The sequence below is a fragment of the Streptococcus oralis genome, assembly GCF_024399415.1.
GTDB lineage: Bacteria > Bacillota > Bacilli > Lactobacillales > Streptococcaceae > Streptococcus > Streptococcus oralis_CS.
Map to the genome: position 1 here is coordinate 1,060,437 of NZ_CP029257.1, position 17,373 is coordinate 1,077,809.

The 17,373-nt window shown below is 40.3% G+C and carries 18 protein-coding genes, 1 tRNA gene and 1 riboswitch; of the genes, 4 read left to right on the forward strand and 15 right to left on the reverse strand.

Annotation, left to right across the window (positions count from 1 at the left end):
* Window positions 1-55: 55 nt before the first annotated feature.
* From DG474_RS05240 to DG474_RS05260, 5 genes are read right to left on the reverse strand one after another with little or no spacing between them, the layout of a single operon-like run.
* Window positions 56-487: a GNAT family N-acetyltransferase gene (locus DG474_RS05240; RefSeq protein WP_255777586.1), complete on the reverse strand. Its 432-nt coding sequence runs from the start codon at window positions 485-487 to the stop codon at window positions 56-58.
* 1 nt (window position 488) lies between these two features.
* Window positions 489-1,091, reverse strand: a complete 603-nt coding sequence (locus DG474_RS05245; protein WP_255777587.1) for an L-threonylcarbamoyladenylate synthase — start codon at window positions 1,089-1,091, stop codon at window positions 489-491.
* Window positions 1,075-1,911 (reverse strand): peptide chain release factor N(5)-glutamine methyltransferase, encoded by an 837-nt coding sequence (prmC, locus tag DG474_RS05250; RefSeq protein WP_255777588.1) that lies wholly within the window; start codon window positions 1,909-1,911, stop codon window positions 1,075-1,077. Before prmC ends, DG474_RS05245 begins: the two co-directional genes overlap by 17 nt.
* Window positions 1,911-2,990: a peptide chain release factor 1 gene (gene prfA, locus DG474_RS05255; RefSeq protein ID WP_255777589.1), complete on the reverse strand. Its 1,080-nt coding sequence runs from the start codon at window positions 2,988-2,990 to the stop codon at window positions 1,911-1,913. Before prfA ends, prmC begins: the two co-directional genes overlap by 1 nt.
* Window positions 2,987-3,577, reverse strand: coding sequence for a thymidine kinase (locus tag DG474_RS05260; RefSeq protein ID WP_255777590.1), 591 nt, complete (start codon window positions 3,575-3,577; stop codon window positions 2,987-2,989). Before DG474_RS05260 ends, prfA begins: the two co-directional genes overlap by 4 nt.
* A gap of 123 nt (window positions 3,578-3,700) precedes the next feature.
* Here DG474_RS05260 and DG474_RS05265 point away from each other — a divergent pair, with 123 nt between their 5' ends.
* Window positions 3,701-3,883 (forward strand): 4-oxalocrotonate tautomerase, encoded by a 183-nt coding sequence (locus DG474_RS05265; protein WP_001117401.1) that lies wholly within the window; start codon window positions 3,701-3,703, stop codon window positions 3,881-3,883.
* 134 nt (window positions 3,884-4,017) lie between these two features.
* Window positions 4,018-5,391 carry a tRNA uridine-5-carboxymethylaminomethyl(34) synthesis GTPase MnmE gene (gene mnmE, locus DG474_RS05270; protein ID WP_049505773.1) on the forward strand — a complete coding sequence of 458 codons (1,374 nt, stop codon included), beginning with the start codon at window positions 4,018-4,020 and terminating at the stop codon, window positions 5,389-5,391.
* Window positions 5,392-5,437: 46 nt separating this feature from the next.
* Here mnmE and dapA read toward each other — a convergent pair whose 3' ends face one another.
* From dapA to DG474_RS05290, 4 genes are all read right to left on the reverse strand, one after another.
* Entirely contained in the window at window positions 5,438-6,373 is a 936-nt protein-coding gene (gene dapA / locus DG474_RS05275) for a 4-hydroxy-tetrahydrodipicolinate synthase (protein WP_255777592.1), read from the reverse strand.
* A gap of 56 nt (window positions 6,374-6,429) precedes the next feature.
* A complete protein-coding gene (locus DG474_RS05280; protein ID WP_000542494.1) occupies window positions 6,430-7,506 on the reverse strand; it encodes an aspartate-semialdehyde dehydrogenase in 1,077 nt (358 codons plus the stop codon).
* A gap of 356 nt (window positions 7,507-7,862) precedes the next feature.
* Window positions 7,863-7,935: transfer RNA gene (locus DG474_RS05285), tRNA-Thr, on the reverse strand.
* Between the two features lie 105 nt (window positions 7,936-8,040).
* Complete coding sequence (locus DG474_RS05290) at window positions 8,041-8,553, reverse strand: QueT transporter family protein (protein ID WP_255777593.1); 513 nt, start codon at window positions 8,551-8,553, stop codon at window positions 8,041-8,043.
* Window positions 8,551-8,647, reverse strand: a riboswitch (PreQ1 riboswitch). It overlaps the preceding gene by 3 nt.
* A 28-nt stretch (window positions 8,648-8,675) precedes the next feature.
* On the opposite strand from DG474_RS05290, the gene DG474_RS05295 reads away from it, so the two are divergent.
* Together DG474_RS05295 and mscL are read left to right on the forward strand one after the other, a co-directional pair.
* Window positions 8,676-9,113: a GtrA family protein gene (locus DG474_RS05295; protein ID WP_255777594.1), complete on the forward strand. Its 438-nt coding sequence runs from the start codon at window positions 8,676-8,678 to the stop codon at window positions 9,111-9,113.
* Window positions 9,114-9,192: 79 nt separating this feature from the next.
* Window positions 9,193-9,573 carry a large conductance mechanosensitive channel protein MscL gene (gene mscL, locus DG474_RS05300; RefSeq protein ID WP_025170998.1) on the forward strand — a complete coding sequence of 127 codons (381 nt, stop codon included), beginning with the start codon at window positions 9,193-9,195 and terminating at the stop codon, window positions 9,571-9,573.
* Between the two features lie 41 nt (window positions 9,574-9,614).
* Here the strand turns inward: mscL and hemH are convergent, their stop codons facing one another.
* From hemH to pitA, 6 genes are all read right to left on the reverse strand, one after another.
* A complete protein-coding gene (hemH, locus tag DG474_RS05305; RefSeq protein WP_002882395.1) occupies window positions 9,615-10,709 on the reverse strand; it encodes a ferrochelatase in 1,095 nt (364 codons plus the stop codon).
* A 77-nt stretch (window positions 10,710-10,786) separates the two neighbouring features.
* Window positions 10,787-11,659 carry a PI-2 pilus system class B sortase SrtG2 gene (gene srtG2, locus DG474_RS05310; RefSeq protein WP_255777596.1) on the reverse strand — a complete coding sequence of 291 codons (873 nt, stop codon included), beginning with the start codon at window positions 11,657-11,659 and terminating at the stop codon, window positions 10,787-10,789.
* A 75-nt stretch (window positions 11,660-11,734) separates the two neighbouring features.
* Window positions 11,735-12,736, reverse strand: coding sequence for a PI-2 pilus system class B sortase SrtG1 (gene srtG1 / locus DG474_RS05315; RefSeq protein ID WP_255777597.1), 1,002 nt, complete (start codon window positions 12,734-12,736; stop codon window positions 11,735-11,737).
* A 16-nt stretch (window positions 12,737-12,752) separates the two neighbouring features.
* Window positions 12,753-14,018, reverse strand: coding sequence for a DUF7601 domain-containing protein (locus DG474_RS05320; protein WP_304665016.1), 1,266 nt, complete (start codon window positions 14,016-14,018; stop codon window positions 12,753-12,755).
* Window positions 14,018-14,569 (reverse strand): PI-2 pilus system signal peptidase SipA, encoded by a 552-nt coding sequence (gene sipA / locus DG474_RS05325; protein WP_000924790.1) that lies wholly within the window; start codon window positions 14,567-14,569, stop codon window positions 14,018-14,020. The genes DG474_RS05320 and sipA overlap by 1 nt, the downstream gene beginning before the upstream one ends.
* Entirely contained in the window at window positions 14,569-17,160 is a 2,592-nt protein-coding gene (gene pitA, locus DG474_RS05330; protein ID WP_255777599.1) for a PI-2 pilus tip adhesin PitA, read from the reverse strand. Before pitA ends, sipA begins: the two co-directional genes overlap by 1 nt.
* Between the last annotated feature and the right edge of the window lie 213 nt (window positions 17,161-17,373).

Consider the following 17,373-nt stretch of genomic DNA (forward strand, 5'->3'; position numbering starts at 1 on the left):
TCTCCTTTATAGTGTAACTGGTCCTTTAGTTTGTTTTTACAAGAAAGAAAATAAACTAAAAGATGCGAATAAACCGTTTCTGCACTTTATCACAAGTATAACCAACTTTTTCATAAAATGCATGAGCTCCCAGACGATGATCAGCAGAGTTTAAGCGGATAAACCCATAACCCCGTCTTTTTGCTTCTTCCTCCAACCCTTGCAGTAAGCTTTTACCGATACCTCGTCCTTGTGCTTGAGGCGAAACCGCTAAGCCTAAGATATTAAATCCTGCTTTGGAATAGAGGGATTCGTAAACCTCGGCATGGACATATCCAAGCAAGATATGACTAGCTTCATCCTCATAACCAAGTAGGAAATGATGGGAATCCTGAGACAGTCTAGCTAGTTGACTAGCTGTAGCCTCTGGACTAAAAGAATAGCCCAAAGCCTCTTGGTTAATCTCACATATAGCATTCACATCTGTTGCTTGCAAATCTCTTAGCATCTCATTCCTCCTCAAAAGAAATCTCTGGCAACCGAGCAAGAATATCTTCTCGTTTAATTGCGCCTTGGCGCAAGATTTTCACCTTGTATCCAGACAAATCCAAAATCGTCGAATCCTGTCCAGTTAGAAAAGCGTCGTCCTCCAAACCCAGAACCTCTTGGTCAAAATCCTCTAGAATTTGAGCAAAGGTCACTCCACTTGCCTGACCCGAAATATTGGCAGACGGCCCAATCAAAGGACCTGTCTCTCGAATCAAATCAAGTGTAATGGGGTGACTCGGCATCCGAAATCCAACAGTTGTAAGACCAGAATTTACCCAATAGGGAACTCTGTCATTAGCTTCGAGGATAATGGTCAAGGGACCTGGTAAAAAGGTCTCTACAAGCTTTTGTAGATAAGTTGGCTGTTTCTTTGAAAAGTGCAAGATGTCCTCTAGAGAAGCAACATTAAGATTGAGCGCCTTGTCTCTAGGACGATGTTTGAGTTGATAAACATGGTCGACAGCTTTTTCATCTAAGGCCTTAGCAAAGAGGCCATAAACTGTCTCTGTAGGCAGAACAACAGCTCCGCCCTTTTCCAACTCTTGTCTAATCCTGTCCATCATCAACTACAACCATCCTATCTTGACCAAATTGGTCCTTGAGTGTTCGTACCCGTTTTTCAGGAAGATGTTTCCTAAAAAGCGCAGGAACACTTTGACCTTGCTTGTATCCAATTTCAAGGTAAATCTTACCACCATCTGTGAGATAGTCTTTTGCATCTTCCGCAATTCTGCGGTAAATAGCTAGGCCATCCTCATCTGCAAAGAGAGCTAGATGAGGCTCCGAATGTAAAACATTCAAGCCAACTTCTGACTCATCCTCGCGAGCGATATAGGGTGGATTGGATACAATTATATCATATTTTTCAGAAATTTCTGCAAAACAATCAGATTTTTTAAAAAATATATTAAGATTTTGATTTCTAGCATTATCCATTGCTAAGTCTAGTGCATCTTGTGAAATATCTGCTGCTGTCACTGACCAATCTGGTCTGTTTTTAGCTAATGCAAGAGCTATGGCGCCACTTCCAGTCCCAATATCTAGGACATTAAGATTTTCCTCAGGATTTTCTGTTAGGATGAGTTCCACCAACTCTTCTGTTTCTGGACGAGGAATCAAAACCCGCTCATCCACTTTTAACTGCATTCCAAAGAAATCTGCCTGTCCGATGATATACTGAGCTGGTTTATGGGTCGCTAACTGCTGGTAAACTTCTTCTACAAATTGTTTTTCTTCCTCTGTTACTTCTTGCTGGAGGGCAAAGACGAAATCTGTAAAAGAGATTTTTTTCAGGCTACGATAGACAAAAGAGAGGCTTTCAGCTTCCTCTCCTTGTCTTATCAACTCTTCTTCAAAATCTGAAAATAATTGAGCTAGTTTCATTATTTGTTTAATTCTTCTAATTTCTGTGTTTGATCGTAAAGGACCAAAGCGTCTACAACTTCATCCAATTTACCAGACAAGATGGTATCTAGTTTTTGAAGGGTCAAGCCAATACGGTGGTCTGTAACACGGTTTTGTGGGAAATTGTAAGTACGGATCCGTTCTGAACGGTCACCAGTACCGATAGTAGACTTACGTTCAGCGTCTTGTTCATCCTGGGCAATTTGTGCAAAGTGGTCAGCAACACGCGCACGGATGATTTTCATAGCCTTCTCACGGTTCTTCTGCTGGGTACGTTCTTCCTGCATCTCAACCTTGATATTGGTCGGCAAGTGAACAATACGAACGGCAGTCGCAACCTTGTTGACGTTCTGACCACCAGCACCAGATGCGTGGTAGATGTCAACACGAAGGTCTTTGGGATCAATATCGTACTCTACTTCTTCTACTTCTGGCATGACAAGGACAGTCGCTGTCGAAGTGTGGACACGGCCTTGGCTTTCTGTCACAGGGACACGTTGAACACGGTGAGCACCAGACTCATACTTAAGTTTAGAGTAAACGGACTGACCTGATACCATGGCAACCACTTCTTTGAATCCACCGACACCGTTCATAGAAGCTTCCATGACTTCAAAGCGCCAACCTTGGGCTTCAGCGTATTTCTGATACATTGTTAGAAGGTCTCCCGCAAAGAGAGAAGCTTCGTCACCACCAGCAGCACCACGGATTTCAAGGATGATGTTCTTGTCATCGTTTGGATCCTTTGGAAGGAGCAAGATTTTTAGTTTTTCTTCATATTCTTCTTTTTCAGCCTTGGCGTCTTTGAGTTCTTGCTTGGCCATTTCTTCCAAGTCCACATCTCCGCCTGATTCTTTAATCATCTCTTCGGCATCGACGATGTTTTGAAGGACTTGTTTGTACTCACGGTAAGCTGTTACCGTATCACGAGTAGAAGCTTCTTCTTTCGAAAGCTCCATGAAACGCTTGGTGTCTGAGACGACATCTGGGTCACTCAGCAATTCTCCTAGTTCTTCATAACGGTCTTCTACAGCTTGTAGTTGATCATAGATGTTCATTTTTCTTTATTCTCCTTATTGATTTCAGGGGCAAAATAATGTTTACGACAGACTGAGATATAGGTTTCATTTCCACCAATCTGGATTTGTTCGCCTTCATAGGTAGGTTTCCCGTCTAGAGTTCGTAGAACCATGGTAGCCTTTTTCTTACAATACTGGCAAATGGTCTTAATCTCGTCAATCTTGTCTGCTAAAAGCAAGAGGTGTTTTGAACCTTCAAACAGTTCATTGCGAAAGTCATTCTTCAAACCGAATGCCATGACAGGGATGTCTAATTCATCGACAACACGAGCTAGGTCGTAAACATGGTGACGCTTGAGAAACTGGGCCTCATCGACTAAGACACAGTAGGGTTTGACTTCCAAATCTCGGATTAAGCCATAGATATCTGTATCATCTTCAATCGCAAGAGCTGGTCGCTTCATGCCGATTCGACTGGATACATAACCAACACCATCACGTGTATCCAGAGCAGAGGTAATGATGACAACACCTTTTCCTTGCTCTTCATAGTTATAGGCCACCTTGAGAATCTCAATCGTCTTACCAGAGTTCATGGTCCCATAACGATAATACAACTGTGCCATGCTTCTATTTCACGTCCATTTCTAAATTTTTGCTACATTCTAGTATATCATAATTTTCTGAAGCTTTAAATGGCAAAATATGGTAAAATATAAAGAAATAAAGAATCCACGGAGGAAACCATTATGCCATTTGTACGCATCGATTTATTTGAAGGTCGCACGCTCGAGCAAAAGAAAGCTCTTGCTAAGGAGGTTACTGAAGCAGTTGTCCGCAACACAGGAGCACCTCAGTCTGCTGTTCATGTCATTATCAACGACATGCCTGAAGGAACCTATTTCCCTCAAGGTGAAATGCGTACCAAATAAGCAAGCTTAAGCAAATTTGCTTAGGCTTTTTCAATCTTTAAGTAGCTTCCATTGAAGAAATAACCTAAATTTGTTACAATTTGAAGAGATGTTTGGATACATATCCTAAGAAAAGAAATACAAAAGGAATTAGTATGATTACACGTGAATTTGATACCATCGCTGCTATCTCTACTCCACTAGGTGAAGGGGCCATTGGTATTGTCCGTTTGAGCGGAACAGATAGTTTTGCTATTGCGCAAAAGATTTTTAAAGGCAAGGATTTGAGTAAGGTTACCAGCCATACTCTTAACTACGGGCATATTATTGATCCTTTGACTGGTAAGGTCATGGACGAGGTTATGATTGGAGCTATGAAATCTCCAAAGACCTTCACTCGCGAGGACATTATCGAGATTAACACCCACGGTGGGATTGCCGTCACCAATGAGATTCTCCAGTTAGCTATCCGTGAAGGAGCTCGATTGGCTGAACCTGGTGAATTTACCAAGCGCGCCTTTCTAAACGGTCGTGTAGATTTGACACAGGCTGAGGCGGTGATGGACATCATCCGCGCCAAGACAGACAAGGCTATGAATATTGCAGTTAAGCAATTGGACGGCTCCCTTTCTGACCTCATTAATAATACCCGCCAAGAAATCCTCAATACACTTGCCCAAGTCGAGGTCAATATCGACTATCCTGAGTATGATGATGTTGAGGAAGCTACTACTGCTGTTGTCCGTGAGAAAACTATGGAGTTTGAGCAATTGCTAACTAATCTCCTTAGGACAGCACGTCGAGGTAAAATCCTCCGTGAGGGAATTTCAACTGCCATCATCGGTCGTCCCAACGTTGGGAAATCGAGCCTGCTCAACAACCTCCTGCGTGAAGAAAAGGCCATCGTTACAGACATCGCTGGTACTACCCGTGATGTCATCGAAGAATACGTCAACATCAATGGTGTTCCTCTCAAATTGATTGATACAGCTGGTATTCGGGAAACAGATGACATCGTGGAACAAATCGGTGTCGAACGTTCTAGAAAAGCCCTCAAGGAAGCTGACTTGGTACTACTAGTACTAAATGCCAGTGAACCACTGACCGCCCAAGATCGCCAACTCTTAGAAATCAGCCAAGATACCAACCGCATTATTCTACTTAATAAAACGGATCTTCCTGAAGCGATTGAAACTTCGGAACTACCTGAAGATGTCATCCGTATTTCAGTTCTTAAAAACCAAAACATTGATAAGATCGAAGAGCGTATTAACGATCTCTTCTTTGAAAATGCTGGTTTGGTCGAGCAAGATGCTACTTACTTGTCAAATGCCCGTCATATTTCCTTGATTGAAAAGGCCGTTGAAAGCCTACAAGCAGTTAATGAAGGTCTTGAGCTGGGTATGCCAGTTGATTTGTTGCAAGTTGACTTGACCCGTACTTGGGAAATCCTAGGAGAAATCACTGGAGATGCAGCACCAGATGAACTCATCACCCAACTCTTTAGCCAATTCTGTTTAGGAAAATAAGAAAAATCCATGATCGTTCTTTCAATCATGGATTTTATTGTCTTCATTAGTAATCTGGTCTAAGGACACCTGTTACGGTTGCCTTAGTTGCTTCGTAGTCACCATCTACAACAACCTTGATGATGCGTTTAGCATCTTCTTCTGGTGCTGGAACTAGAGGTAATCGAGTTGGTCCAGCTTCAAATCCCATATAGTTCAAAACAGCCTTAACTGGAGCAGGACTTGGATAAGAGAAGAGGGCGTTGACCTTAGGAATGAATTTACGTTGAATAGCTGCTGCTTTCTTCATATCGCTTTCTGCAATGGCAGTGAGCATCTCGTGCATCTCATCTCCATTTGTATGGGAGGCAACAGAAATAACCCCATCCGCACCAAGGTTCATGGCATGGAAGGCATCTCCATCTTCACCTGTATAAATCAAGAATTCTTCTGGCTTGTGCTCAATCAAGTAAGCCATATTGGCCAAGCTGGTACATTCTTTAACACCGATGATATTTGGATGGTCAGCCAAACGAAGCAAGGTTTCTGGAGTTAATTCAACAACTACACGCCCTGGAATGTTATAGATGATAATAGGTAAGTCAGAAGCATCTGCAATCGCTTTAAAGTGCTGATACATTCCTTCTTGAGAAGGTTTGTTGTAGTATGGTACGATAGCAAGTCCAGCAGCGAAACCGCCAAATTCTGCTACTTCTTTGACAAACTCAATCGAGTCACGTGTATCATTGGTACCTACACCCGCAATCAAAGGAACACGTCCATTAACAATCTTTTGTACAGCTGCAAAGAGTTCCAACTCTTCATCGTGAGTCAAAGTTGGACTCTCAGCAGTTGTTCCAGCTAGGAGAATGCCGTCTGTGTGATGGGCCAATAAATGCTCAATCAAGGCTGGAATGGCATCAAAGTTGATGGAACCATCCTCATGGAAAGGGGTAATAAAGGCTGTGATGATTTTACACTCTTTTAAATCTTGATAAGACATGAGAAACACCTCTCTATTTCAAAGAAGGAGTTCATCTGAACTCCTAAACGATATGACTATTTTAATTCAAATTTCAACTCAGCTGTTGGACGAACCAATCCACGTTCGTGAAGCGTTTCTGCGATCTGAACTGAGTTCCAGGCAGCACCTTTGAGAAGGTTATCTGAAACAACCCACATGTGGATTCCTTTTTCAGCATCCAAGTCTTTACGGATACGACCAACAAAGGTATCACGTGAACCAACTGCATTGATGGCTTGCGGATAGATTTGATGAGCTACATCATCTTCAAGAACTGCACCTGGAAAGGCTGCGATAGCTGCTTTCACTTCTTCGATTGGGGCCACTTCTTTTGTTTCAATGTAAACAGACTCAGAGTGAGCTGACAAGACGGGAATACGCACACATGTTGCAGACACTGCGATGCTGTCATCTTCCATGATTTTCTTCGTTTCCTTGGTCATCTTCATCTCTTCGTAAGTGTAATCATTGTCCGTGAAGACATCGATTTGTGGAAGAGCGTTAAAGGCGATAGGATAGTGTTTCTTGTCACCACCTGAAGGCAAGATTTCTGCATGCAAATCACGAGGATTCACACCGTCATTCAAGACTTCACGAAGTTCACGTTGTGTTTCAAGAATCGCTCCCATACCAGCACCTGAAACCGCTTGGTAAGTTGAAACGATGATACGGTCCAAGCCCCATTTTTGACGAACTGGCTCAAGAGCCACCATCATTTGGATTGTTGAACAGTTAGGGCAGGCAATAATCCCGTTGTGGGCATCAAGTGCATGAGCATTGACCTCTGGAACAACCAAAGGAACATCTGGATTTTGACGGAAATAAGATGTGTTATCTACTACTACCGCTCCAGCTTGAACTGCGTATGGTGCATACTTAGCTGATGTCGAACCACCTGCTGAGAAGAGTGCAATATCAACACCCTCAAAAGCTGTCTCAGTTGTTTCTTCAATCGTAATATCTTGGTCTTTAAATTTCAAAGTCTTGCCTGCTGAACGTGCAGAAGCAAGGTAACGAATTTTATCGATTGGAAGTGTTGATTCTTCCAACATTTTTATCATCTGAGCTCCGACAGCACCTGTCGCGCCAACTACAGCAACTGTATATCCCATAAATAACCTCTTTCGGAATTTTCTAAAAATTTCTATAATAGATGTATTATACTACTTTTTCAAGAAATTGAAAAGCATTTTTGGGTTATATTTTCTGAAAATTAAAAATCCCTAGTCATTGACCAGGGACTAAGAGGCATCTTCATGTGATGAGCAGGTTCACACAACTCATCAAGGTCCGCTCCTGCGTTATGACCTCCTTATGCTCAATAGCAGTCCGAAGACTGCCTATCGACTCATCGCATCTACTATTCTACTAGATAGAGTCACTTTTGTCAACAGACAAAACTCTTTGCTTCATTTATACAGGTAGATAAGAAAAACCTTGGTCTCCCAAGGTAACTTTGTTTCTATCATGCTAATTGCCGGGATTGAACCGGCGACCTCATCCTTACCATGGATGCGCTCTGCCAACTGAGCTAAATCAGCTTACCTAAAAAGTATACTATAGTTCTATGTTCTTGTCAAGCGCTCTCTTTTAATTTTATGGAATGAAAAAAGCTAGATTTATCAAGAATCTAGCTTATAAACTTCTTATTTTGTTAGATCGATTCGCTGTCCCAATTTACCAATCAAAATCGCACCTACGATAAGTGATGCAAACTCACCAATTCCAGTAGAGAACCATGTGAACAAGAAGGGAGCTTCTGTCAAGATATGAAGTTCAGCTGCAATGGTGATCATTGAAATAGAGAAGAGGATTGAAAAGAAGAAATGATCTTTTCGAATCAATCCGTTAAAGAGGTAATCTTTGCTGTATTTTGCAAAGAGCCATACACCTAGACTAAGGAATACCAGGGTAGAACCTCCACCGACAAAGACATCTATTAGGCCAAAACTACTAAATAAATTAGCAATCATACATCCAATTGTCACACCGATGATATATTTAGGGTTGTAAAAGGCCAAGAAATTCAACATTTCTGAAATACGGAACTGATACGCCCCAAAACTAAGAACATTGATTGGTGGCGTAATAGTCAAAACTACATAGATCGCAGCAACGATAGCGATGTCTGCCATGTCACGAACAGTTAATTTTTTCATGTTTTCTCCTTTAGCGGTTTCCCGCGTAAAATATGCTTGGTGAAAGAAGCTAAGCACCAAGGGTTGATTGAATCAACCTTACTAGTATAGCACATTAGCCCGCTTTATGCTATACTAAAATCATGAAAAGACTAATAAAAGCTTTCTTTGATAACGAGATTCTCTCCTACCTATTTTTCGGTGGTGCTACGACTTTGATTTCTATTGTATCACGTTTGGTTATTTACCATATCAGCCACCAGGAAATCCTCGCAACTGCCCTCGCAAATATTATCGGGATTCTCTTTGCCTTTCTCACAAATGATACAATTGTCTTTAAACAAGAGAGAAGGAATTGGCTAACTCGCCTAGCTAAGTTTTTCTTAGCTCGTCTCTCTACTCTTGGACTGGACCTTCTTTTAACTTATATCTTTGTTACAACTTTCCCTGATATTATTGGCCAGTTTGTCGAATTTAATATAGATAGGGTTAATACGATTGAAACTATTCTAGCACAAATCTTGATCATCATTTTAAACTATATTTTCAGCAAAATCTATATTTTTAAAGGGGGCAACTGACCACTTTGAGCGTTCAAGTTGCTTTTTGTCACAATTTAGGATATAATAAATCAGAAAATTAGGAAAGGAATTTATGAAAATGTTAAAGGATCTTAAAGCATTTTTGCTTCGTGGTAATGTTGTTGACCTTGCTGTCGGTGTGATCATTGCCTCTGCATTTGGTGCTATCGTTACTTCATTTGTTAACGATATCATCACTCCACTTCTATTGAACCCAGCTTTGGAAGCTGCGAAAGTACAAAACATCGCTGAGCTTGCATGGAATGGTGTTACATATGGTAAATTCTTAAGCGCTGTTATCAACTTCCTTGTTGTGGGTACAGTTCTCTTCTTCGTTATCAAAGGTATTGAAAAAGCTCAAAACCTTCGTAAGAAAGAGGAAGTGGTTGAGGAAGCACCTGCTGCTCCAACTGAACTTGAAGTTCTTCAAGAAATCAAAGCTCTTCTTGAGAAAAAATAAAACAGATAAAGGATCTAGCTTAAAGCTAAATCCTTTTTTCTTTACTCTTTTGGTAATTTCCCAGCCTTTTCGAGCATTTTCTTAATTAAGTACGGCATCTTCACATTTTCACGGCCTTTTTTCTCAATGAGCTTTTTGACAAATTCTGGCATCTGAAGGTCGTCTGTCTCCTCCATGATGTCCTTAGTAGTTGCCGAAGGAGCTAACTCATCAAAAGTTTCTTCTTCTGGGAGAAAAGCTTTAAATTCTTTGTCTTCATTCGCTCTTACAGTAGCAACTAATGCGTCAATTAAACGGCTATCCGTATTGGGCATAGGTGGACGATGGTAGGTGACATCTAATTCTTGACACAACTCATAACATTCTACATCGTTGTCAAACAGGACTTCGATGTGCTCACTGATAAAACTAATCGGGACAAAAATATAATGCTCGGGATGTTGCTTTTGTTCTCGTAAATATTCTAAAACATCTGGCTTGATCCAAGGGATTCCAATATCGCTTTCGCTCTGCCAAGTATTGGTATAGTGGTCTGTCATTAGGCCGAGTTGTTCAGCGATTAGCTTGCTATTATCGAAAATCTGATCGATATATGGATCTCCATAGTCCAAGGCAAAAATGGGAACACTGTGGGCTGAAAAGATTACCTTGAAAGATTCTTCTCCCACATGGTTTCGTAAAATTTTTCTAATCTCATCTGTCCAAAAGTCCAACAAAGGCTGCTGTTGATACCAGTCCTTAATGACTAAAAATCGGATCTGCTGGCTTTCCAGAAACTTTTCATACCCCATGACTGAGTAAAAAGAATAATGAGGTTCCAAAATCAAGCAGATACATTCTTCAACACCATCAGCTTCCATCTGCTTGATCACGTCTGGAATAAAGGGACGAGAAAATTTGTTGGCAAAGTAGATACCGTACTCCTCGCCTAAACGTTCCTTGACTAAATCAACCTCCTCACGTGTAATCCGCTGCAAGGGCGTCCCACCGATAAGGACATAGTTGTCATAGAGAGTCTGAATCTCGTGGTCTTGGGGTCTAACTCCACGACGAATGTTTGTAAAGAATTCTGCTACTCCTTCAAAACTAATCTCCTCTGGAGATCCAAAGGTCATCATTAATATTGCTTTTTTCATGTTATTATCCTTATGATATTATTTTCACTATCCATTCTATCACGAAAGACAAAAATAGTAAACGCTTCCGACGTCTACTATTTCTTTTGTTCTTTTGTCTTTCTATCTCGTCTCATGATTAGGATGATGATAATAAGAAGTAAGAGGACGATAATAAGGAGTAGAAAGGCAAGGATATAAATCCAATGCGTTGGTAGCCCTTGGTCAAAATAGCGTGTTCCTACAGCTTCTCCACTTTTATCCTGGACTGCTTTTACTGGCGCATCCGTTATTTTAGCTAAGAGGATATGTCGTCCGTTGGTAATAGTAAGGAAACAGGTGCTTAACAAAACAATCTTGTCCGTTGAGGTCAAGGAGACATCTCGCTTGTACTTGGCTTTACTTAGCAGATATTGATAGTAGGCCTGGTGTTCCTCATCGTTGGAACTCAAAGTTCGGTAAATCTCCGTGTCATAGGCATCCACTTCTAAAATCCCAAAAATCTCCAGACCACGTTCTCGACCATTGTAGTAGATAGAGCCATAGCGATGCTTTTCAAAAAAATCTTGATCCGCAAATTTTTGGATCTCCCCAAACATAGCTCCAGAAGCCATGGAGTGACCATAGATGATGGTGTTAAAGTCAGTAAAGTTGGGATTGAAACGATAGTCTAGGAATATAGAACCTGACACAGTATAATCACCAAAGGCATTTCGGTCAAGGTATTTGACATTGTCCTGACTCTGCAAGAGGGGATAGTCTACCTTGGTCCCATCGAGGCTAATCCAACCACAAACATCCTTGTTGAGATGCTGCAAGGTTTCAAAGCCCGTACTGCTGGCATCCTTTTCAATGGGATTATAATGATCGTAGTCGCTCGCAAGAGCTCTATCAGCTGTAAAAAGGCAGAAAAAAGCTAGAAAGAGGGAGAGAATGACCTTTATAATTTTGCGACTCGTATTTGTTTTCATATTTCCTTCTTTCTCCTTTCTAGCCTTGAAAATAAAAGAGCAAGAGAGGCTGTCCCTTTCTCTTTTATTGGTAGTTTAGTCAGTAATGGTATCTGCTTCTTCTTCCTTTGCTTCTCTTCTACGACGCAAGATCAAGTTGAGGATGATGAGCAAGAAGATCAATAGCAAGAGCAAGATAAACAAGATGATGTACCATATCCACAAAGGAATCGATGAGAGAAATCGTCCGAGCGACGAATCATCAAAGACACTGTATGGGAATGGTTTTGATTTTTTCGTATGGAAGGTGTTCTTTGGAACCGTATCCGTAATCTTGGCAACTACGATATGTCTCCCATTTGTTACGTCTAGGAAACAGGTACTGAGAAGGATGATATGGTCATTTGGCCCCAGTGTAATGTCTCGTTTGTGAATGGCAACCGAGAGTAAGTGATCGATATATTCTTGGCGCCGATCATCCCCATTAATACCTGGATCGTAGATGTTAAAGTCATAGGCGTCCACCTCGAGCATTTCAAAGATTTCAAGACCTTTTTCAACGCCATTATAGTAAATACTGCCGTAGCGATGCTGGTCAAAAAATTCCTTATCAGAAAACTTTGCTACATCTCCAAACATAACCCCATTTTCTACATGGTGACCGTAGATGATGGTATTAAAGTCTTCGAACTTGGATTCATTTCGAGCCTCAAGGAAAATAGCCCCTGTAGCTACAAATTCTCCCTTGGAATCCTTGTTCAGGTATTTTTCATTGTCTTTGGCTTGGACTAAGGGATAGTCGATATTGGTGCCATAGACATTGATCCAACCGAGAACCTCTGGATTGACTTGCTGTAGCTTGTGAAAGCCAGAAAAACTAGCAAGCTCATCCTTCTCACTGGTACTAACAGGTCTATAAGCCTCATACTCACTTGATGAAGCCTGAGAATAAACCTGATTGGCATCCCAAAGGGCGTAGAAACCAAAGAGAAAGACTAAGGCAGCCAAGAGGAGCAGGATATGATTCATCAATGCATCTACAGCAAGGACCAGACGCCTAGACAAACTCCTTTTTGGTTTCTCACGCTTGATTTTCATAATTCAAACCAGTTGCCTAAGCTTGTCTGCGTTTTTTAGACAAAACAACAAATCCAGCCAAACCAAGACCAATCATCAAGATGAAAGGAAGGTTGTCAATCAAAAGACCAGTAGGGGTAACGTCTGGTAAGCTATTTGTGATAGTGTTATCGTTTGGTTTTTCACCAATAAGGATACTATCTTGAGTGAAATTTGTAGAAACTGTACCAGCTTGATTTTTTGATGCTCCGTTCTCCTTATATGCAGCTGAAGCTGTGTAACCTTGAGATCCAGTTTCAACCAATTTATAACGAGTACCAGCAGGAATTGTGTCAAACGCCAAAGATTGATCGTGACGTAGTGTTATAGTCGTTTCTTGACCATAGACAAATGTTTTTGAGGTTTCACCGATTTTACCAGTGATTGATTGTGAAGTTTCTGTAGATGCTTTTGTGAAAGTAAGCTTGAAAGTAAAATCTTTTGATTTATCTGCAGTAGCACCTGATACAACTTTTTTAATTACTAAAGATTTAGCATTTGGGTCAACTTTTGAAACATTTGGTTTATTAGGGTTTGGTTCATTTGGATCTGTAATTTTACCAGCATTTTTACGATAGATGTTAGTGAAAAGATCATATTTGTAAGTAGTTCCACTTTCAGATGGTTTTACTTTACCATTCACACTTGGGGATACTTGTTTAAAATACACAGAAGAAATATATGTTCCTCCTGTAGTTTTGTTCTTAACAATAACGTGCATTTCATAGTTGCGATTATCATATGTCATAAAATCAATAGGTGAACCATTTTTTTGAATAACATTCCAACCAACATTTTGTTTTTCAGCAACAGTATAGACATATTCACCAGCATGTGTATAGTTCACTTCTCTAAAAATATCGCCGGTTTCTTTCTTAATGTTAGTTTGGCCAGTTGCTAAAACGTCTGTTCCAGAATAAGATACATTTTTATCTGTAATTTGACCATTAGAAGAATCAATCGTTTCATAAGGTGCACCATTTGATGATGTACCAGTTTTAGGGGTGAAAGTAAATGTAAAAGTTGCTTCAGGTGTTGTAATTCCTTCCGCAATATTCAACACCTTATTAATAGAAACTTTTGCACTTGTTTCACCAGTTGCTTTGGCAGTTGCCACATCATTATCATCTGCAAATGTTGGCACTCCTCTAAAGACCGACAAGGCGGTTACAGCTGCAATACTTGCAGTAACTAATTTTTTCAAAAATGTTTTTTTCATGATTATTCCTTTTATTTTTAAATTTCTTTTTTCATAAATTATCATCAAAAGCCCCGTCGCCTTAGGACTGTTACCACCTTGCCATGGGTATCCTGTATAGGAATGGTTCCAAAAGCACGGCTATCTACAGCCGTTGTTCGATTGTCTCCGAGGACAAAGAGTTGTCCTGCTGGGACTTTCATTGGGAAGGTAGCCCCTTCCTTATAGAGCAGCGTTTCTTTGTAGATATCCTGCTCTTGTTGAGGAGAACCGTTGATGATGAGACCATTTTCGTTTATATCGATCGTACTTCCTTCGGTTGCTATGACACGCGCCACTCTTTCCTTGCCCTTATAACTATAGACGAGCAGATCACCAATCGAATAACGTTTATCCAACCTATAGTAGACAACCAAATCGCCATCTTTCAAGGCTGGCTTCATGCCATCGTCATTGTATCTCAATAGTCCAAAGACAAAAAAGTAAAGGGTGGCCAGTACAAACCCAACCATCAGAAGCTTACTGACTAAGTAGAGGATATCTCCCCATACACTCGGCGGAGACTTATCCCGATTGACTTGTGTTACTGTTTTCTTATGTTTCTTTTTAAGTAGCATTATTTTCTCCTATGTACCACTAGATATCCGAGTAGGATTGTAAAGAAGATTCCTCCTAGAGGAAGGATTATTCCTAACACGAGTGTACTGCTGAGGAAGTCAACTCCGGTTTCAGGTACATTATTCTTATTATTCGTGACTGTCGCGGACTTATCCCCATCCAGTTTGCCTTCTTGATTTTCATAAGATACCTGATATCCACGAGAAGAGTTTGATTCCTCTTCAATAGTGTAGTGACTATCGAGTGGAAGTCCATCAATTTTTATGGTTTGATCTTTGTTGAGATCTATAGACGCTCGACCATTCGTAAATTGTAGAGGGGTTCTTTTATTATTCACCGTTGCATTATAGGTCCCATTCAGTGGACTATTCTGAGCATCCCTAATGTTAATGGTAATCTTGAAGGATTTTAATAGATTTGCAAATACGCCTGTAACTTTTTTTGTGACTGATAAACTTGGAAGCTTGTGATTCGTAACAGTGCTGGTCTCGTCTTTATTCAGATCGCCCTCTTGATTCTCATACGTAACGTGGTAACCATTTGTTGATGCTGCTTCTTCTTCAACCTTGTAATGGGTTCCCCGAGGAAGATAGCTTAGGATACCTTTCCAACGCTTTCGTTTTTCGACACGGATCTCCGCTTCTCCATTCACAACAGTTATCTCGCCAAAAGTTCCATTCAATGGCGTAGAATCAGGAGAGGTTAGTTTTACCTTAATCCTAAACTCTTTGTTCAAGTTACTTTCAGCTTCCAACACTTTCTTAATCGTCAGACTTGGCAATTGTTTATAGATTACCTTGAAGGATGGTTTAGTTTCTGTACCAACATTTTTTATTTCTTTGGTAAAGGCTGGGACGTCCGGTGCAATTAAATCGTATTGATATCCTTTGGCAACTTTTTCAAAGTTCCTCGTTTCATTAGATACGTTTTTACTAACATTCACATTTGTCTTTCGATAGTCTTGATTATCAGAACCTCCGTTCTTGTTCTTTTGAACCAGTTTCAGTTCAACATTACTCGGTTGATCAGCTGTAATGACAGTTCTCGCACCCGTCACACCTTGCCATTCAACTTCCACCGGAACCGTTAATGGATCCGAAGGCTTAAAGGTTGGGTTGTCAGAGTATTCTTTGGTCTTGGTTTGGGAGGTGCCTATTCCATAGGAATAGGTGACACTGGCACCTTTATTGGAATAGAGTTTATTGACATCAGAACCTTCAGCATCACCAGCCTCTAGTTTTTTATCACCTGCAATGGCATCCAGAGCATCTTGACTAGATGTAACAGTGAATTTGAGGACATATCTAGCTCCATCTTCTAAGGAATAATTCGGAGAAAAGTTAGCCGTAACTTCCACTAATCCTTCTGCCGTTGTCTTGGTATCAAAAGTTACTTGCTCTTCGGTTAATGTTTCACTGCTACCATCCTTTTCTTTCACTACACGAAACTCTGACGATCCGTTCGGTAATAGCTGGACATACTTAGAAAGAACATCCTTGATGGTCACGTGGTGGATTCCCAGTGGCAGAATCTTATCAGTGATATCTTTGAAACTGTCTTGTAACTGGTCTTCATCATTTGCAGAGAATATTTCATTTGGAATGGAGGCATTATGTTGCCTCATATAATATTGCAGACTGGTAATACTGTCGACATTGTTTGAATAACGAAATTTAATTGAATAGAAACCATCAAGTGTTGGAGCCAAGCTATATGATAGACTATTTAGATTATTATTTAATCTATCCCAAAACCACTGGGGAGCTGTTTCGATATTAGGATCCTCGTTATTGTAGTTATATATAGTGTAACCATTGGCATCGTAGACCATATTCGCAAAGCCATCTGAAAGCAAAATAACGACTTTCTTAGCATTAGATCTTGCACTTCCCATTAACTGGTTGGCCAAGGTTAATCCAGCCCCAATATTGGTCCCGGTACCAATACCTGACTCAGTACCAATGGAATTACCTCCTGCAATACTCATGTTGTATACCGCTGTTTTAGCAGCACGAGCATTGTTACTCCATCCTAAAATCGTGTTAGCATCATCCCATGGGGATATACCATCATAGTATTTTGTCATCCGTTCATAGGGCCAGTATGGTCTAAAAAGTCTCCATTTATTTCCATCCCAATACTGATCATTCTTTTTATTGTCAATTTTCCCACCAAATCCTACCATAGATAAACGGTTATTAGAATTGGATAGAATGGTATCAATTAAGCCCTTACGACCATTTGTTCCTTTTAGAGTATTTTTCAATGCGTCAATCCGACTGATCGTCCGTCCATCAAAAGATTGGACATCCTGATTCTGCATACTTCCTGAGAGGTCTGCTACTAAAACAACATCCAAGGGATCCGTTTGGGTCTCCGTTCCCAGTTTGGACGTGATATCCAATGACAACTCATACTTGTCATCCTGTCCTGATATCGGAGTAATTGTTTTATGAAGGGTTGTCTGAGGTTCTGTAGTAGAATCAGCATTTAACAGACTTATCGGAGCACACAAAAAGAGAATAGCTAACAGTGTAACTAAACGGCGCGCAATAATTTGAACTTTCTTAAAATCGAAGCGAATGTTCATTTTATTCTCCTTAACTAGAATGTAGTAATATTGTTACTATATCAATGTAGGACATTTACAAGATAATTGTACAATAAAGTTCACGCAGTGTCAATTAATATGATTAATTTTATATTATGTTAATTAATAAAAGAGTATGATTCTTCTTTGTCTTTCAAACTATTCTATGGTAAAATGAAAAAAGAATAAAAAAATCTCATAAAATATCAATGC

What these genes read in the sequence shown, in the direction of transcription:
- DG474_RS05240 (WP_255777586.1), bottom strand. Translation starts at nt 487, where the DNA reads ATGCTAAGAGATTTGCAAGCAACAGATGTGAATGCTATATGTGAGATT.
- DG474_RS05245 (WP_255777587.1), bottom strand. Translation starts at nt 1,091, where the DNA reads ATGATGGACAGGATTAGACAAGAGTTGGAAAAGGGCGGAGCTGTTGTT.
- prmC (WP_255777588.1), bottom strand. Translation starts at nt 1,911, where the DNA reads ATGAAACTAGCTCAATTATTTTCAGATTTTGAAGAAGAGTTGATAAGA.
- prfA (WP_255777589.1), bottom strand. Translation starts at nt 2,990, where the DNA reads ATGAACATCTATGATCAACTACAAGCTGTAGAAGACCGTTATGAAGAA.
- DG474_RS05260 (WP_255777590.1), bottom strand. Translation starts at nt 3,577, where the DNA reads ATGGCACAGTTGTATTATCGTTATGGGACCATGAACTCTGGTAAGACG.
- DG474_RS05265 (WP_001117401.1), top strand. Translation starts at nt 3,701, where the DNA reads ATGCCATTTGTACGCATCGATTTATTTGAAGGTCGCACGCTCGAGCAA.
- mnmE (WP_049505773.1), top strand. Translation starts at nt 4,018, where the DNA reads ATGATTACACGTGAATTTGATACCATCGCTGCTATCTCTACTCCACTA.
- dapA (WP_255777592.1), bottom strand. Translation starts at nt 6,373, where the DNA reads ATGTCTTATCAAGATTTAAAAGAGTGTAAAATCATCACAGCCTTTATT.
- DG474_RS05280 (WP_000542494.1), bottom strand. Translation starts at nt 7,506, where the DNA reads ATGGGATATACAGTTGCTGTAGTTGGCGCGACAGGTGCTGTCGGAGCT.
- DG474_RS05290 (WP_255777593.1), bottom strand. Translation starts at nt 8,553, where the DNA reads ATGAAAAAATTAACTGTTCGTGACATGGCAGACATCGCTATCGTTGCT.
- DG474_RS05295 (WP_255777594.1), top strand. Translation starts at nt 8,676, where the DNA reads ATGAAAAGACTAATAAAAGCTTTCTTTGATAACGAGATTCTCTCCTAC.
- mscL (WP_025170998.1), top strand. Translation starts at nt 9,193, where the DNA reads ATGTTAAAGGATCTTAAAGCATTTTTGCTTCGTGGTAATGTTGTTGAC.
- hemH (WP_002882395.1), bottom strand. Translation starts at nt 10,709, where the DNA reads ATGAAAAAAGCAATATTAATGATGACCTTTGGATCTCCAGAGGAGATT.
- srtG2 (WP_255777596.1), bottom strand. Translation starts at nt 11,659, where the DNA reads ATGAAAACAAATACGAGTCGCAAAATTATAAAGGTCATTCTCTCCCTC.
- srtG1 (WP_255777597.1), bottom strand. Translation starts at nt 12,736, where the DNA reads ATGAAAATCAAGCGTGAGAAACCAAAAAGGAGTTTGTCTAGGCGTCTG.
- DG474_RS05320 (WP_304665016.1), bottom strand. Translation starts at nt 14,018, where the DNA reads ATGATAATTTATGAAAAAAGAAATTTAAAAATAAAAGGAATAATCATG.
- sipA (WP_000924790.1), bottom strand. Translation starts at nt 14,569, where the DNA reads ATGCTACTTAAAAAGAAACATAAGAAAACAGTAACACAAGTCAATCGG.
- pitA (WP_255777599.1), bottom strand. Translation starts at nt 17,160, where the DNA reads ATGAACATTCGCTTCGATTTTAAGAAAGTTCAAATTATTGCGCGCCGT.